Below are 14,187 nucleotides of genomic sequence, written 5' to 3'. Positions count from 1 at the left end.
TGCTGTGTCTCTCTGCCTCACTCCGGCGTCTGCGTGCGCTCCCCATCCGTCGCTATTCGTTCGACTCTGACGCGGAGGATGCGGTTGTTTTCGACTGCCCCAACCGTCACTCGGAGGCCGTCGTAGGTGAGTATCTCACCCGATTCTGCGGGTCTGCCCAACTCGTTGTAGATGAACGCCGCAATCGTCTCTAACCCGTCTTCGGTCGGAAGCTGTGCGTCGAGGGCGTGATTTACGTCTTCGATTTTCGCGTCGCCGCGTGCCGTGACCGACCCGCGGTGAAGGGTGGCGATTGCTTGCTCTTCGCCTGCGTCGAAGATTTCACCGACGATTTCTTCAACGATATCCTCTGCGGTGAGCAAGCCCGCCGTCGTTCCGAACTCGTCGATGACGACGGCTAATTCCAGTCGCTCGTCTTGGAGGTCGGTGAGCACTTCGTCTATCTCTCGCGCCTCGAAGACGTGCAGAACGGGTCTGACGAAGGTCGAAAGCGGCGTTCCCTCGTCTTGGTTTCCGACCACGTCGCGGAGGTCAACGTAGCCGGTGATGTGGTCGATGGTGTCCGCGTACACGGGCACGCGCGTCACCCGCTCGGTCGCACAGAGCGAAACGACGTCCGCACACGAGGTGTCGAGCGGGACGCTCAAGACCTCGATACGCGGCACCATCACCTCGCGGGCCGTGATGCTCGAAAACCGGAAAATTCGCTGAATCATCTGTTGTTCATCGCTGTCGAGAACGCCCGCACGACCGGCAGACCGGACGAGTGCAGTGATTTCTTCTCGCGTCACTGCGGGCGATTCGTACTCCGTACTCCCGCCGACGAGGGTAGCGATAGCGCTCGTCAGCATTTCGAGGCTGACGACGACGGGGTAGAGCAGTTTTTGCAGTGTGGCAAGCGGACGAGACACCCGGAGCGACCACGATTCGGCGTTCGTGATGGCGTAGGACTTCGGCGTAATCTCCCCGAACACGAGGACTACGAAGCTCACGAGGATGGTGGAGACGGTAATCGCAGACCCCGCCGGGAGAAACGTGACCAACAGCCCTGTCGCCACGCTCGCAGTGGCGATGTTGACGACGTTGTTTCCGACGAGAATCGTCACAAGGAGCCGGTGTGGATTGTCTCGCAACTGCTTGAGTGTGCGTTTTCGGGTATCCTCGTCGCCGGGAGGCGCTCCGTCCTCGGCTTCGACCTTGTGGTCTTCGAGCGAAAAGATAGCAATCTCCGCAGACGAAAAGAATGCGCTTGCAAGCACCAACACAACAATTGCGAAGAGGCCTGCGAGTGTGAGCGCAGTAATGACGACCATAGTTCGGGTTCGTCCGGAGCAGGTAAAAACACAGTTCACCTACTTGTTTTCTATCTGACTCGATGCGGAGTCGATTTCACGTCGAGTTCTCCGACTGTGCGTCCACTGCATCGGCCATGCGCTCGCTGTAGTCCCATGAATAGAGTTTTTCCGGGACGATTTCGATGCGCACCTCTTCGCGGGCTGCGCTGAGTAGCTTCCGGGCGAGTGACGACTCGGTGCCACCGAGATACCGCACTAAGAGGTCGGTGAGCAGTGATTTTTCTGTATCCGGCGTAATCGTCGCCACGCCCCGGCCGCGCACGCCGCGATAGGGTGGGTCGTTCGTGGACACCTCGAAGGCGACCTCGGGCGACGAGTTGAGGTAGCGAACCACGTCGGCGTCTCTCCCGGTCGCACACCAGAAGCTCCCTTCCTCATACTGAAACCACAGCGAGAGCATCCACAGTGCGCCGCCGGGCGTGGTACACGCGAGCCGGACAGGAACGACTATCTCAGCGAGGAATGCCGCAATCTCAGCTTCCGACCACGCCCCAGAAACCGTGGTCACCTGACGACCACCACGGGTGTTGGCGACCGCCGGGTGACTGTCTCTGCGACGCTGCCGAGAAGGATGCGCGACACGCCCGTGCGCCCGTGGCTGCCCATCACCACGAGGTCGAAGTCGTGGGTTTCGACGTAGTCGAGAATCGCTCGCGTCGTCTGGCCGACGATCGAATCCGTCTCGATGTCGTGGTCGTACTCCGCGGCAACCGCCCGCACCTGCTCGAACAGCGCCTGCTCCTCCTCGCGGGCGTGTTCCAGCCACTCCTCCCACGTCCCGGGTGCTTCACCCCAGCCGCCGGGATAGCTGTCGCTCCCGCGGAAATCGAGGACGTGAAACACGGTGATTGCGGCGTCGGGATACTCCTCTACCGCGTGGCGAAGCGCCCGTTCGGCCATGGGTGAGCCGTCCGTCGGGACGAGAATTGAGGTGATTGCCATACGTCATGTACGACGCCGACCACTATAGCCGTCGCCCACCCTACCGACGCTTTACCGGCCGGGGCATCTCGCGGAGCAACACGAACAACAGCCCGAGGCTCACGAGTCCCACGAGGAAAAATTCGATTCCGGGGACGGTGCCCTGCCGTAGCCACACGACCGCATCCTCCCAGATGAACGCCACAGAGAGGACGAGAAGCAGCGCCCAGACCACCCAGCCAAACGTTCCTGAAGCCATACGCGAGTGTAAGACGGGTTGGTATTCGTAGGTTTTGGTCAGACGTAGTCCGCACGGGGTGGCGAAAACACGTCGATGACGATACCCGATTCGAACACCTTGTAGGTGTGCTCGACGTTGCCGGGAATCGAGTAGCTGTCACCGGGTTCGAGCACCTCGTCGTACTCACCGAACGTGAGGCGGTACTTTCCAGAAACGACGTAGCCGCTCTGCTCGCTCTCGTGGCTGTGGGTCGGCACGTCCGTCCCCTTCTCGAAGTGCATCTTCGTGACCATCGAGTTCTCGCCAACCGCGAGCACTTCGAAGTTGGTTCCCCGGAACGATTCGGCTCTCGCGTCTTCGGCTTTGACGATTGGCATGTGTCCTAGAACGCTACGGCTGGAAACGCGATAAAGCGGGCGTGAGACGACCTTGCACACACAAGCCAAATAGGGATGGCGCTGGCGACACTTGACGGCCTATGTCGTATCAAACGACGATTGGCTGGTCACTCATCTCTTCGGGCATTGTGACGCTCCTTCTCGTGGTACTTCCGGGTGACTCGCTCTGGTGGGGAATAGGGTTGTTACTGGTGGGACTTGCGGTGTTTTTCTCGCGGAGATAGGTGTTCAGAATAGACGGGATTGTCGCACTCTGTCGTCCGATTTGACGACGTTTCCACTCACCGAAATTGTAGTATCCGAAAGTTAGGTGGCTGGGGAGTTTGCGGCCCAACCACCATGGCGACGAATGTCGCCCGTAGTGGGCCAACGCGGATTTGAACCGCGGACCTCCCGGTTATCAGCCGAGCGCTCAACCTGACTGAGCTATTGGCCCAGGTTGGCGCATTTTATCGTTGCGCGGTGTTGTGTTTAAGCGTTTCTTTTCTCCAGCCCTATGGGGCGTCGTGACTTCCCGAGGAGCGCCGGTCATCGTCGTCCTCGCGCTCGACGGTGAACCCGTCTACGTCCACGGTGTCGTCGTCGGAGCCGTCGAAGTCGTCTTCGTTCGGGAAGCCAGCGGTGTAGACGTTCCCGGTGACGAAGCCGTCCATGCGCTTGTCGAGGTACGGCGTCACGAACCAGCGTTTGACGGCCATCCGAATCGGGATGCGCGTAATCGGGATGATGAAGATGAAGCCCACGAGGTCGGTGACGATGCCGGGGGTGAGCAACAGCGCGCCCGCGACGAGCAGGAGGCCGCCGTCTAACAGCTCGTTGGTCGGCGGTTCGCCGCGTTCGAGCTTGGTGGTTATCTTTCTGAGCGTGTGGCGGCCCTCGGCGCGCACGAGGAGCATCCCGATGAGCGCGGTGAGGACGACCAGCGCGACGGTTGCGACGCCACCGATTTCTCCGGCGAGAACCACCAGTAGCATCGCGTCGAGCACGGGAATCAGCAGCAAGACGGCTGCAATCCGCAGCAACATGGGTTGGCATAACGGTGGCAGCGTGAAATACTTGCGGATGAGAACCCCTTTGCCCGACCCTTCCCAAGGCCCGCGCATGGACGACCCTGCAGTCGAGACGCTGGTCGAGTGGCGCGAGTGGGGCGACGCGGCCTTCACAGAGGCCGAGGAGGCGAAAAAGCCCCTCCTGCTCGCCCTCTCGGCGACGTGGTGTGACTGGTGCCACGAGATGGACGCAGAGACCTACGCAGAGCCGCGCATCGCCGCCCACCTGAACGACGGTTTCGTGCCGATGCGCGTGGACGTAGACCGCCACCCGCGCATCCGCGACCGCTACAACATGGGCGGCTTTCCCTCGACCGTGTTCCTCACCCCGGAGGGCAAACTCATCTCTGGAGCCGGATTCCTTGCCCAAGGCGGCATGCGCCAAGTGCTCGACAGCGTGCGCCGCGCGTGGGACAGCAAGGGCACCTCGGCCGGTCGCGTCCCCCGGGCGCTACAGGACGCAGACACGCCGCAGGCACCGCTTTCTCCAACCATCGAAGGCGAACTGTTCGCCCAACTCGCCGGTGAGTTCGATACCGAACACGGCGGCTGGGGCGACGCACCAAAATTCCCGCTCGCACGCACCATCGAGTTCGCGTTAAAGCGCGAACAACAGCAGGCCATCCGCACCTTAGACGCCATCCAGTCGCACCTCTACGACGACTTCGACGGCGGCTTCTTCCGCTTTGCAGCGGACGCAGACTGGTCTAATCCCCACCGCGAGAAAGTCCTCGACGTGAACGCCGCCCTCGTGCGCACTTTCGCCACTGCCTACCGCTACACCGGCCACGAGGAGTACAAGGAGACGGCCAAAACCTCGGCTAAGTTCCTCACGACGACACTCTGGAACGGCGAGGCCTTTGCCGGAAGCCAGCGCCCGGATGACGAGTACTACGGCCTGCCACTCGAAGACCGCGCGAACGCCGACGAGCCACAGGTTGACGAGACGGCGTTTGCCGACTGGAACGGCCTCGCCATCGACGCCCTGCTCACGCTCTACGCCGCGACGGGCCACGAGCAGTCAAAGGCGTTTGCCGAGCGCGCGCTTCGCTACCTCTCTGACACCCTCATCGCAGACAACGGCGCAGTCGCTCATTTCGACGGCGAGGAAAGCGAGAGTGGCCTGCTCGCAGACCAGGCGCGCGTCCTCGACGCGCTCACTACGGCGATGCAGGTGCTCGGCGAGTACGAATCGCTCGCCCGCACCGTCGCGGACTACACCATCGAACACCGCCGCGACGGCACCTCGTTCCTCGATGGGCCGACGGACGGTCTTGGCTTGCTCTCGCTGCCGCTTCGCCCGCTCGACGCGAACGCCGAGTTCGCAGACGCGCTGCTCGACCTCGCACTCCTCACCGACAACGACACCTACCGAACCGTCGCTCGGGAAGCCATCGAGGCGTTCGCGGGGGCGGCAGACCGCATGAACGTGCAGGTCGCCGGCTACGCGACGACGGCTGCTCGGCTCACCGACGCACCGCTCACCGTCTCCGTCGGCGCAGTTGGTTCGCCACTGCACCTCGCCGCACTCCAACTCCCCGACCACGAGAAAATCGTTATCCCCGAGAGTGATGTTGCACCGGGGACGGCGCGTGTGACCATCGACGGCGAGCGCCACACTGTCGAAACCCCCGATGAGTTGCTAGCCACCGTGACGGCCACTGAACAGACTGACGAAGAGTAAACTGCCCCTTCGTTTATACCCCCTCCCGCCAAAACAGGGTGTATATGGCGAGCCTGAGAGATTTGGGGCTGTCTGAGTACGAAGCGCGGGCGTATCGCGCGCTCTTGCAGACCGGTCCGACCACGGCAAAGGAACTGTCGCGGGCGAGCGACGTGCCGATGGGTCGCATCTACGACATTCTGAACAGCATCGAGACGTACAACCTCGTGCGCAGCCAGAGCGCGAGTCGCCCGAAAAAGTACGTCGCCGTCGAACCGACCACCGCGCTCGACCGACTCCTCGATGACAAAAAGCGCGAACTCGACCAGAAAAAAGACCAGTACGAGGACATCGTCGACGAACTCGCCCACGAACTTGATGCCGCAGAGCCCGTCGAAGAAACGTTCTGGACGGCGGCGGTCGGGCCGACGCAGACGATTGACCTGCTGCTCGAACGCCTCGCGGCCGCAGACGACACCATCATCATCGTCGCCTCGACGCTCGGCCAGCAGTTCGACATCGGAGAAATCGGGGCGCTCGTCGCAGAACAGCTCCAAAACGCCCTCGACCGCGGCGTTTCGGTCAAGGTGTTGATGCGCCCCGAGCTGGTCGACCTCCTGCCCGAATCCGTAGGCGACCACTACGCCGCAACGCTCTCTTCGCACCCCGACTTCGAGGTGCGGACGAGCGACGACGTGAGCGGGACGTTCAACGTCATCGACGGCACGGAAGTCGTCATCGAGGTTCCCCATCCGCTCGACACCGAAGAAATCTTTGCGATGATAGATTTAAAAGACCGGAGCTTCGCAACCGGTATCACGAATGAGTTCTCCCCCCGTTGGGAGACTGCACGCCCCCTCTCGTTTTGAGGCGACGAGACTCAGCACATCTCGCTCAGGTCGACGTACGACCCTTCGCTCGCCGTAATCCACGTCGTGTACACGTCTGCCTCGCTTCTGTCCCGCGGAAACACGGTTAGTTCGTCCGGTGCGTGCTGGTACCGCACGAGCACGGATTGTAGTTCGAATTCGATACCGGTCGCCGGTAACAGCGCACCCTCCCCTGCAGCGTGCGTGTTCTCTTTCGGTTGTGATTTCGTCATTGTCTCCCCCGTGTCCTCCGGAACTGCTCGCATCTGCGGCCCACCGAATGACAACTATATTGATAGTCACTCTCTGAGAACGTAACTGTTTACCCGTATTCTTACGGCCTGAGAATCGTCTCCCTGTGTTTTGTCCGCTGCCTGCTTCTCTGTGAGTGTTATGTATGACCGAATTCTCGTTCCCACAGACGGCAGCCCACTCACGACTCGGGTTGTCGAATACGCCCTTGACCTTGCGGTGCTCAGCGGTGGGGAACTCTACACCTGCTTTGTCGTAGACGATGCGGACATTCCAGCGCGCAACGTAGAACAGGTGCTCTCGTCGCTTGAAGACGAAGCCGAGGCCGCGACCGAGCGCGTCGCCGGGCTCGCCGCAGAGCGAGACGTTGCAGTCACAACGGCGGTCCTTCGCGGGGCACCGCACGCAGAAATCCTCGCCTACGCGGACAAAATCGACGCCGACCTCATCGTCATGGGGACCCACGGACGACGCGGGTTCGACCGCTATCTCCTTGGCAGCGTGACCGAGCGCGTCATCCGCACCGGAAACACGCCCGTGCTGACCGTGAAACTCATGCGTCCGAACAAGGCCGTGACCACCGGCGACGAGGCCATCGAGGTGGCGCGAGACGCCCTCGAACGCGAAGGAATCGCCCTCACCACGGTACCCGAGACACCCTACCAAGAGAGCAGCACGTGGATCGTGCGGGCAGAAAGCGATGGCGACACGTTCAACGTCCACATCGACGCCACCTCGGGCAACGCCAGAGTCGCAAAAATTCGCTAACTTAGTCGCCGTTTACTTCTGCGCGGAGGCTGCCCATCTCTGCGACCCGTTCTGCGTGGGCGTTGTGCTGGTGGATGGACTCGTCGTTCGACTGTTTCATCGTGACGACCGTCGTGTCGGGGAGTTGGTCGAACCGTTCGACCACGTCTTCTGCCATTGCCCGCACGCAGTCTTCGACGAACTTCGCGTCCGCGTGTGCCTCGTAGGTCATGTGGTCTTCGTCCGGGCGCTTTGCGAGGTTATAGATGCGCGCGCTCATCGAATCGCGCGCCACCTCGACGATGTCCATGAGGTCTACTTTCGGCGCGTCGCGGCATTTGACGGTCAGCGTGGCGTGTCCGCGCTGGGAGTGGCCCGGTTGTGGAACTTTTTCGAGGAAGGCGTCGATGGTGTCTTCGTCCACGGAAAGCTGTTCGAGCGTGTCGCGGGCGCGCGATTCAGACATGCCTTGGGAGCACGGACACACCGTCATGCCGACGACGCGCGCGCCGATTTCTTCGAAGGTACCTTCTTCTGTCGCCTCCGCAGAGGCGATGATGTCGATGGTGCTCTGGGTCTCTAAGTCGCTCGCAGGCGTGCGGTCACGGATGACGAGCTCGGCCTCCATATGCACCTCGGCGCGACTCGTGTACTTATGCTTCTTGAGCAGGCGCTCTGCGGCGTCGCCGCACACGTCTTCGACGCGGTAGGCCGGTTCGCTCACGGCCTGTTCTAGCACCTCGTCTATCACCTCCATGTTGCGAGACATATCCGCGCCTTTCCGCCAGCTCGGGAGGTCTACGAACACGGAGAAATTGGCCATCAGGACGATTGGCCGCTTGTCTTTCCGAGCGAGTTTGACGAGTTTCTCGACGCCAGTAACGCCAACGCGATTCAGCCCCACGGTGACGTCCGGGCTTGTCGCCTGTACGTCAGGCAGTTGATGGGCCATTGTCCGCAGTAAGAACCCGCGCGCGATTATGGGTTACGATAGGTGACATCTCAGTCGAGCTTGCCGAGTGCCTTGAAGAAATCGAGTGGCGGCCCTGCGACGTGCATCGGACTCTCTGCCACCGACACCCGAATCTCTGCGGGCGGGGTGACGTACTCTTTCGTCCGACCGTCGCTGATGACGACGGCGGTGTCCGCATCCGCGACGCGAATCACGACCTCGCTTTCGACGTCCGCCACGAGCGGCGGCATCGACTCGGTGGCACACATCTCGGTCACGACGAGGCTCCGAACAGACGGATGGACGAGCGGGCCACCCTCGCTCAGGTTGTACGCCGTAGACCCCGTTGGCGTGGCGATGAGCACGCCGTCTGCGTGCCCGCCCGAGTACAGCGCGCCATCGACTCGAACTTCGATGCTGAGGCCTTGTCCGTGGCCGCGTTGGTCGCCTTGGACGACGATTTCGTTGAGCGCGGGCGGGAGCGACCACCCCTCTCCCTCGGCTTGCAGGCGGGGAATCGACCGGGTGCGTATCTCGCCTGCTTCGCGCAGGTGTGCGACTTCTTTCGACACGGCCTCGACTGCTTCCTCCGGCGAAACCGCGTTGAGAAAGCCCACCTCTCCAAGGTTCACACCCATGACAGGCGTGGCTTCGGCACCGCGGGCGGCGAACAGGAACGTGCCGTCACCGCCAATGCTCACGACGAGGTCGCACTCGTTCATCGACGGAATGTCGTGACCCTCTATGTCGAGGGCTGTGGCCATCTCCTTGTCAACCCAAACGCCGACGCCCTCAGCGAGGAGGCTCTCTCGAATCTCGTCGGTGAGCGACGCTGCCCGTGGGTTTCCGCGCTGGCCGACGATACCGACTCTCATGTGAGGCGATTCGTCCGGCGGTGTAAAAATCTGCCCACGTTCGGGCAACATTAATCAGGCATCGGCGCGAGGTCAGCGTATGTCTCAGCGGCCAGTCATGAGGTGGTGTTCGTGAGCGACGACGAACAGCCTGAGTCTGCGGATGACGACTGGTTCGAACGCGGCCTCTCTGCTGATGCAGCCGACACAGACGCGAACGAAGCCACCGAATCGACCACCACAGACGATACACCCGACGAACAAGACGACCCGTCACCCGAAGACGCCCCTCCCGCAACCGACTCGTTTGGGGTTGACGACGCAGATGGCTTCAACCTGACCGAGAGCGCCGACGGCGAGTTCGGGTTGGATAGCGATGACTTCGGGATGGGCAGCGACGCCGACTTCGGCATGGGCGGTGACGATTCGTTCGGGCTTGGCGACGACTCGCTGTTCGACGACGACTTTGCGAGCGCCTTCGGAACCGCTCCCGGTGGCTCGGGTGGCACAGATTTCGAAGACGACGACATCGACTCGGACATCCCGCGCATCGACATCGGGATTCTCGGCTTAGACGACATGATTCAAGGCGGGGTTCCCGAAAGCTCGCTGATGGTCGCCATCGGGAGCGCCGGGACGGGTAAAACCACTTTCGCCCTCCAGTTTCTCCACCACGGCCTCGAAAACGACGAAAAGGCCATCTACATCACCTTAGAAGAAAGCCGCGAGCAGGTGATCAACACCGCCGTCGAGAAGGGCTACGACTTCGATACGTACGTCGAAACCGGCCAACTCGCCGTCATCGACTTAGACCCCGTCGAGATGGCAAACAGCCTCGACAACATCCGGTCTGAACTCCCCGAACTCATCTCCGAGTTCGGTGCCTCGCGGTTCGTCCTTGACTCCGTCTCGCTGCTCGAAATGATGTACGACCAGCAGGCAAAGCGCCGCACCGAGATTTTCAACTTCACCCGCGCGCTCAAGCACGCCGGTATCACGACGATGCTCACGAGCGAAGCCAGCGACGACAACCCTTACGCCTCGCGCCACGGCATCGTCGAATACCTCACCGACGCCGTGTTCATCCTGCAGTACGTCCGGCCCTCCGACTTCCGTGAAACCAGACTGGCCGTCGAAATCCAGAAAATCCGCAATGCGAACCACTCCCGGGAGACCAAACCCTACGAGATTACGGGCACCGGTCTTAGCGTGTACCAGCAGGCGAATATCTTCTAGGAACTTTTTGCTGCGGGGGGTCGCATCCGCGACCCCCGCTGGCAAAAACTTCCATGAAAAAGGCCGGAAACGCCGACGGCGTTTCCGGGTGCACTGGTGGAGGGAGACTGCAACCGCACAGCGAAAACTCCCTCCAGTTTTTAGTATCCATACTGCTTGTGTGACTATCTATTTATTAACACACCGACAATTCTCTGTATGCTCACTGTCCTGCATGGATCGTCCGAAAACCGTCGGTTCATTGGAATTGCAGGTCTCGTCGGTATCGTTCACGCCATCGGTGTCCTCTGGATTCGGTCAGCCCTTGGCATCTACACGCCCGTGTTCGACCTGTTCATTCTGTGGACACTCCCCGGTTTGACGCTCGTCGGTGGTTTTGCAACGTACACCCTCCTCGTGCCTCGACTCTACACGCCCACGGTGGGCATTACGACGATTTTTGCGTGGGCGACGGTCAGGCAATGGCAGTACGTCCTCTCACTGGGTAATACTGTATGGGGGACAGCGCCGCAACCGCTCTATTTCTACATCACGCTCTGGCCGCTTCCGTTGGTTGTGGGTGTTTTGCTTGCCCGGCTCGAACTGGCGGGACGGAGCCGACTGTTCGAACGAAACTCCTCGACACTTGAGTGACGACACATCCGTCTCCAAGAACCGCTTGCGACAACCGCTGTGACCCTCCCAAACCCCTGAATTACGGCTATCGTCTCAGCCGACGAACTCTCCTATACGTCTCTGCGGATGTGGCACGCCGTGGAGACGGTCGGAGGGACAATATGGCAATTTCAACAGCCACAGAGAACAAACAAATCGTAGAGCGCACGCTCAAAGAGTGCTGGAACGAGGGGAACTTCGAGTCGCTTTCACAACTCGCCCACGACGACATCCGCGTCCTCGATGACGACGGCAACACGGTCGCTACCGGGCCGGACGGCTTCAGGAAACACATCGAAGCGTGGCGGACGGCCTTCCCCGACTTCACCGTCGAAGCCAAAGAACTCATCGCAGAAGACGACGTCGTCGTCCTTCGATTCATGGAAGAGGGAACCTTTAACGGCGAACTCACCCGTGGCGAACTCGCGGGCATCGACCCGACCGGCAAGCACTACCGCTCGTCTGGCGTGGCGTTCCACCGCATCAAAGACGGCAAACTCGCGGAGTTCTGGGTCATCGACGACAGCTTGAACTACGCCCAACAGCTCGGCGTCCTCCCGGACGACCTGCAGAAAATCGGGATGTAACTCCCCCTTTTTAGCGAACCACAGTCACCGGAATCGGCGACCGCTTGACGACGCTCTCTGCGACGCTCCCGAGAAGGATACGCGAGACACCGGTCCGTCCGTGGCTGCCCATGACGATTTGGTCGATGTCGTGTTCTTTCGCGTAGGTGACGATTTCGCGGGCGGGCCGCCCGACGACTTGGTCGGCATCGACCCCGCGGTCGAACTCGGCGGCGATGTCGTCTGCCTCCGCGAATATCTCGTCTGCGGTCTCTTCTGCTTGTTTGTACCACTCCTCTGCGTAGCCGGGGAGCGACGCCTGTGGGCTAAAGCCGGTGTCCATCGGGTTGATGACGTGGAGGATGGTGATGTCCGAACTCGGGAACTCTTTGAGCCCGAATTGCAGCGCGTGGACAGCTTGCTCTGAGCCGTCCATCGGAATCAGCAGGCGCTTTCCCATAGCATCTGATACGTCCCCAGCCGTCAAAAAGACTCGTTACCCCTACGCGCCCCGGCCGTGCCGGGTGAGACATTTCGAAAGGCCAATCAACTCGACCGGCTCAGAGTTGTCCGGCGAGTAAATCACCATCTGGCCTTTCTCCATGTAGGGCACTTTCTTCTCTAAATTCGCGGGGATGTTCACGCTCTTGATGGCGTCTACGTCACCGAGATTCAGCACGATTTTCGTGTTCACCTGCTTGAACACCGGTTCGGCGATGTCCTGTGGGTCTTGGGTGATGAGAAACAGCCCAAGGCGCTCTTTGCGCCCCTGTTTTGCGGCTTCGGTGAACTTGCCGATCACCTTGCGCGCTTGGGCACTCTCTGCGTCCGCGAGGAAGTTGTGCGCCTCGTCCATCCCAACGACGAGCGGTGTCTCCTTGATGCGGTCGAACATCGGGTCGTTCGAGAGCTTCTGGTCGATGAGCAGGCTCGCCACTGCGAGGACGATGACCTCCGTCGCCCGGCTGTTGGTGACGTGGTAGGTCGGAATCACCGTGAGGCCGCCTGCCCGCACGAGGCGGTGAATCTGCTCGGTAATCGGTTCTGCGTCCTGATCGAACACGCTGTTGAACGCAGACGAGCGCACCCGGCGGTGGACGGCGTCGAAGGTTGCCTCGTGGACGCGCCCGCTTTCGTCTAACTCCTCGCGCAGCGCCGGGTCGTCGAGGAACGAGAGGAAGCCGCGATAGGTGTGCGTAGAGCCGGTTCGGAAGTAACGGTCTAAGAGGAAGTCGAGGGCGTTGTACTGGTTGTCGTTTAAGCTCCCGCCTGCGACGAGCCAGCGGTTGTTTCGCACGAGCGAGAAGGGGATGGTGAACTCGACTTGCTCTGCGCGGTGGTGGTCTGCGGCGTAACTCGACCCTTCGACCTTCGGGATGAACGCGATGGTGTCCTCGTGGCCGCCGTGGGCAATGTTCTCGCGTTCACACCGCCGGGCGAACTCCGTCGTCATCTCCGGGTTGTCGTCGTGCATCTGGGCGTACTCGTCTTGCGGGTCGAACTGGACGACGGCCATCCGGCGTTCTTGCGCACTCCCGGCTTCGACTGGGTAGGTGCGCGCCTCGCTCAGATACTGACGGAGCACGTTTTTCGCGCTGTGGGTCTTCCCCGACCCTGTCCCGCCCGCAATCAGCGTGTGGCGGAACACGAGCGGGTCACCCGACTCGTAGTTGTCCTTGACGCGGTAGTCGATAGTCGGCGGCTGTGCGCCCGTCCGGACCTTCTCGCCACCGACCGAGAGGTGGCCGAGGAAAACACCCTCTTCCGGGATTTTGAGTCCCGTCTTGATTTCGGTCTGGTCGGTGGCCTCGCGCACGACGGTTTCCGGCTTCGGCACGCGGTCGGTCATTCGCCGCTTTAACTCGCCGTCGTCCTCGTAGAGCACGGCGATGGGTTCGAGCGAGGCCATGAACTTGTAGTCGTGTTCGTCGATGCCAGTCGAACGCATCGCGCGGCGGGCGTGAATCTCGGTGGCGTCGTCGGTGTAGTACTCCTGGGCGTATTCGAGGGTCGTAATCCGACAAAAGAGGCTCTCGCCGTCGGGGTAGGAGATGAGGAGATACTTCCCGATGCGCACGTCAGAGCGGTTTTTCGCCGTCACGTAGGCTCTCAGGCACGTCTCGTCGCGGTCTTCGCCAATCGAGAGGCCCGCGGAGACGGCGAGTGTGCCGATGCCGCGGTCTGCCCCCACGCCGTCTACGGTCACGGCCTCAAAATCGCTCTCCGTCGCGGTCGTTGCTTCAACGTCCCCGTCGTCGGGGTCGAACTCGTTGAAGTCACCGAGGTCGGTCATATGCCCCCATCACACCATTCCCACAAATCCGTTTCCCACCGCGTCCCGACTGTGTGCCGTGGTAACTATTCAAAAATCCAATTCGTTATTTTCTAGATGTACAGCCAACCGTATATGTTCCGAGAACTTATCATATC

Annotated in this window: 17 protein-coding genes and 1 tRNA gene; 6 read left to right on the top strand and 12 right to left on the bottom strand. The window is 61.1% G+C overall.

Annotated features, from left to right (window positions below):
- Nucleotides 1–17: 17 nt before the first annotated feature.
- The 7 genes from V5N12_RS15000 to V5N12_RS14970 all read right to left on the bottom strand — a co-directional run bounded on the left by V5N12_RS15000 (nucleotide 18) and on the right by V5N12_RS14970 (nucleotide 3,940).
- On the bottom strand, nucleotides 18–1,313 hold the full coding sequence (locus tag V5N12_RS15000; RefSeq protein WP_332899983.1) for a hemolysin family protein: 1,296 nt from the start codon (nucleotides 1,311–1,313) through the stop codon (nucleotides 18–20).
- 76 nt (nucleotides 1,314–1,389) lie between these two features.
- Nucleotides 1,390–1,863 (bottom strand): pyridoxamine 5'-phosphate oxidase family protein, encoded by a 474-nt coding sequence (locus tag V5N12_RS14995; protein ID WP_332899982.1) that lies wholly within the window; start codon nucleotides 1,861–1,863, stop codon nucleotides 1,390–1,392.
- The gene (locus V5N12_RS14990) at nucleotides 1,860–2,297 is read right to left on the bottom strand and encodes a universal stress protein (RefSeq protein ID WP_332899981.1); all 438 of its coding nucleotides are present in this window, start codon (nucleotides 2,295–2,297) and stop codon (nucleotides 1,860–1,862) included. The genes V5N12_RS14995 and V5N12_RS14990 overlap by 4 nt, the downstream gene beginning before the upstream one ends.
- A gap of 40 nt (nucleotides 2,298–2,337) precedes the next feature.
- On the bottom strand, nucleotides 2,338–2,535 hold the full coding sequence (locus tag V5N12_RS14985) for a hypothetical protein (protein ID WP_332899980.1): 198 nt from the start codon (nucleotides 2,533–2,535) through the stop codon (nucleotides 2,338–2,340).
- A gap of 38 nt (nucleotides 2,536–2,573) precedes the next feature.
- Nucleotides 2,574–2,894: a cupin domain-containing protein gene (locus V5N12_RS14980; protein WP_332899979.1), complete on the bottom strand. Its 321-nt coding sequence runs from the start codon at nucleotides 2,892–2,894 to the stop codon at nucleotides 2,574–2,576.
- 383 nt (nucleotides 2,895–3,277) lie between these two features.
- Nucleotides 3,278–3,351, bottom strand: a tRNA-Ile gene (locus V5N12_RS14975).
- Between the two features lie 58 nt (nucleotides 3,352–3,409).
- Nucleotides 3,410–3,940, bottom strand: a complete 531-nt coding sequence (locus V5N12_RS14970; RefSeq protein ID WP_332899978.1) for an FxsA family protein — start codon at nucleotides 3,938–3,940, stop codon at nucleotides 3,410–3,412.
- Nucleotides 3,941–4,016: 76 nt separating this feature from the next.
- Between V5N12_RS14970 and V5N12_RS14965 the strand changes: the two genes are divergently transcribed.
- Together V5N12_RS14965 and V5N12_RS14960 are read left to right on the top strand one after the other, a co-directional pair.
- The gene (locus tag V5N12_RS14965) at nucleotides 4,017–5,648 is read left to right on the top strand and encodes a DUF255 domain-containing protein (protein WP_332899977.1); all 1,632 of its coding nucleotides are present in this window, start codon (nucleotides 4,017–4,019) and stop codon (nucleotides 5,646–5,648) included.
- Between the two features lie 44 nt (nucleotides 5,649–5,692).
- The gene (locus V5N12_RS14960; protein ID WP_332899976.1) at nucleotides 5,693–6,496 is read left to right on the top strand and encodes a TrmB family transcriptional regulator; all 804 of its coding nucleotides are present in this window, start codon (nucleotides 5,693–5,695) and stop codon (nucleotides 6,494–6,496) included.
- A gap of 11 nt (nucleotides 6,497–6,507) precedes the next feature.
- On the opposite strand, the gene V5N12_RS14955 is transcribed toward V5N12_RS14960, so the two are convergent.
- Nucleotides 6,508–6,729, bottom strand: coding sequence for a DUF7511 domain-containing protein (locus V5N12_RS14955; protein ID WP_332899975.1), 222 nt, complete (start codon nucleotides 6,727–6,729; stop codon nucleotides 6,508–6,510).
- A gap of 160 nt (nucleotides 6,730–6,889) precedes the next feature.
- On the opposite strand from V5N12_RS14955, the gene V5N12_RS14950 reads away from it, so the two are divergent.
- The gene (locus tag V5N12_RS14950) at nucleotides 6,890–7,516 is read left to right on the top strand and encodes a universal stress protein (RefSeq protein ID WP_332899974.1); all 627 of its coding nucleotides are present in this window, start codon (nucleotides 6,890–6,892) and stop codon (nucleotides 7,514–7,516) included.
- A 1-nt stretch (nucleotide 7,517) separates the two neighbouring features.
- Here the strand turns inward: V5N12_RS14950 and mptA are convergent, their stop codons facing one another.
- Both mptA and V5N12_RS14940 read right to left on the bottom strand, forming a co-directional pair.
- Nucleotides 7,518–8,447: a GTP cyclohydrolase MptA gene (gene mptA / locus V5N12_RS14945; protein ID WP_332899973.1), complete on the bottom strand. Its 930-nt coding sequence runs from the start codon at nucleotides 8,445–8,447 to the stop codon at nucleotides 7,518–7,520.
- A gap of 50 nt (nucleotides 8,448–8,497) precedes the next feature.
- Nucleotides 8,498–9,322 (bottom strand): NAD(+)/NADH kinase, encoded by an 825-nt coding sequence (locus V5N12_RS14940; protein WP_332899972.1) that lies wholly within the window; start codon nucleotides 9,320–9,322, stop codon nucleotides 8,498–8,500.
- A gap of 111 nt (nucleotides 9,323–9,433) precedes the next feature.
- On the opposite strand from V5N12_RS14940, the gene V5N12_RS14935 reads away from it, so the two are divergent.
- The 3 genes from V5N12_RS14935 (at nucleotide 9,434) to V5N12_RS14925 (ending at nucleotide 11,778) form a co-directional block, all read left to right on the top strand.
- Nucleotides 9,434–10,537: a KaiC domain-containing protein gene (locus V5N12_RS14935; protein WP_332899971.1), complete on the top strand. Its 1,104-nt coding sequence runs from the start codon at nucleotides 9,434–9,436 to the stop codon at nucleotides 10,535–10,537.
- A 198-nt stretch (nucleotides 10,538–10,735) separates the two neighbouring features.
- A complete protein-coding gene (locus V5N12_RS14930; protein WP_332899970.1) occupies nucleotides 10,736–11,170 on the top strand; it encodes a hypothetical protein in 435 nt (144 codons plus the stop codon).
- Between the two features lie 143 nt (nucleotides 11,171–11,313).
- Nucleotides 11,314–11,778: an ester cyclase gene (locus tag V5N12_RS14925; protein ID WP_332899969.1), complete on the top strand. Its 465-nt coding sequence runs from the start codon at nucleotides 11,314–11,316 to the stop codon at nucleotides 11,776–11,778.
- A 10-nt stretch (nucleotides 11,779–11,788) separates the two neighbouring features.
- Here V5N12_RS14925 and V5N12_RS14920 read toward each other — a convergent pair whose 3' ends face one another.
- Nucleotides 11,789–12,217, bottom strand: coding sequence for a universal stress protein (locus V5N12_RS14920; protein WP_332899968.1), 429 nt, complete (start codon nucleotides 12,215–12,217; stop codon nucleotides 11,789–11,791).
- A gap of 42 nt (nucleotides 12,218–12,259) precedes the next feature.
- Complete coding sequence (locus tag V5N12_RS14915) at nucleotides 12,260–14,050, bottom strand: ATP-binding protein (RefSeq protein WP_332899967.1); 1,791 nt, start codon at nucleotides 14,048–14,050, stop codon at nucleotides 12,260–12,262.
- Nucleotides 14,051–14,187: the final 137 nt, after the last annotated feature.

The sequence above is a fragment of the Haladaptatus sp. CMSO5 genome (genome assembly GCF_036689885.1).
Classification (GTDB): domain Archaea; phylum Halobacteriota; class Halobacteria; order Halobacteriales; family Halococcaceae; genus QDMS2.
This window is presented reverse-complemented; position numbering and strand designations above follow the sequence as displayed.